Annotated in this window: 1 protein-coding gene; it reads right to left on the bottom strand. The window is 69.0% G+C overall.

Annotation, left to right across the window (positions count from 1 at the left end; all coding sequences use genetic code 11):
• The coding region (locus tag ABZW18_RS34730; RefSeq protein WP_356195508.1) for a type I polyketide synthase at positions 1-1,451 on the bottom strand (1,451 nt) is incomplete at both ends.

Below are 1,451 nucleotides of genomic sequence, written 5' to 3'. Positions count from 1 at the left end.
GAGATCGCGTCCACGCCACCCGCGACCAACCCCCACAGATCCTCCGGGCTCTCCACACCCCCCGGATAACGGCAGCTCATCCCGACAATCGCGATCGGATCGTCGTCGAGGAGGGTTGCGGTGCCCGGAACGGTGGCCGGGGCGCTGTCGGCGTCCAGGCCGGACAGCTCGTCCAGCAGATGGCGGGCGAGCGCGGCGGGCGTCGGATAGTCGAAGACCAGGGTCGCGGGCAGGCGCAGACCGGTGTCGTCCTTGAGGCCGTTGCGCAGTTCCACGGCCGCCAGGGAGTCGAAGCCCAGCTCGCGGAAGGCACGCTCCGGCTCGATGGCCTGGGCGGAGCCGAAGCCGAGCACCAGCGCCGCTCGGTTCAGTACGAGATCCAGCAGGGTGGCTTCCCACTCCTCCTCCGGGAGTGCCGCCAACTGCCGCCGCAGCAGGCCCGAGTCGGCCTGCCCGGTACCCGCTTGGCGCCGTCGCGCCTTGACCGGTACGAGCCCGCGGAAGACCGTGGGTACGGTGTCCCCCTGGGAGCGAAGCGCAGCCAGGTCGAACTTTCCCGGGACCAGGGTGGCCTCGTCGCTGCGCAGCGCGGCGTCGAAAAGTGCCAGCCCCTCCTCGGCGGTCAGCGGGGAGACACCGCTCTGGTCCATGCGGGCCCGATCGGCGTCGTTGAGCCTGCCGGCCATGCCGGAGTCCCACAGGCCCCAGGCCAGGGACTGCGCAGGCAGGCCCTGGGCACGGCGATGGGCAGCAAGAGCATCCAGGAACGCGTTCGCGGCGGCGTAATTCCCCTGGCCGGGCGCACCCAAGGTGCCTGAGCCGGAGGAGAACAGAACAAAAGCGGTGAGGTCGGACCGGTCCGCGGTGAGGTGGTGGAGGTTGAGTGCGGCGTCCACCTTGGGACGCAGAACCGTGTCCATGCGGTCAGGGGTCAAGGAGGTGATCACGCCGTCATCCAGGACACCCGCAGCATGAACCACACCCGTCAGATCCGGAATGCCCTCCAGCACCACAGCCAAGGCCTGGCGGTCGGCAGCGTCACAAGCCACCACCCGCACCTCCGCACCCAACCCAGCCAGCTCCGAGACCAGGTCGGAACTACCAGGAGCACCCGATCCGCGGCGGCTGACCAACACCAGCTTCCGCACCCCGTGCTCGACCACCAAATGACGGGCGAACAGAGCACCCAACGAACCCGTCGCACCCGTGAACAGCACCGTGCCGGCGCTACCGAACACATTCCCGCGCACGATGCCTGCGCCGTCATCACCACTGTCCGGATCGGCCACCGCGACACGCTCCAGACGTGCCCCATAGATGAGTCCGTTCCGGATCACCACTTGCGGCTCACCCGAAGCCAGCGCCAGGGACACCGCTTCCTCGAGGTCTCCGTCGTCCGTGTCGGCCAGCACGATCCGCAGATCGGGATTCTCCGACTGGGCGGACCGTAC

Source organism: Streptomyces sp. NPDC004647 (genome assembly GCF_040609575.1).
In the GTDB taxonomy this organism is placed as follows: domain Bacteria; phylum Actinomycetota; class Actinomycetes; order Streptomycetales; family Streptomycetaceae; genus Streptomyces.
The sequence above is the reverse complement of the archived record's forward strand: the minus strand, read 5'-3'. Positions and strand labels throughout refer to the sequence as shown.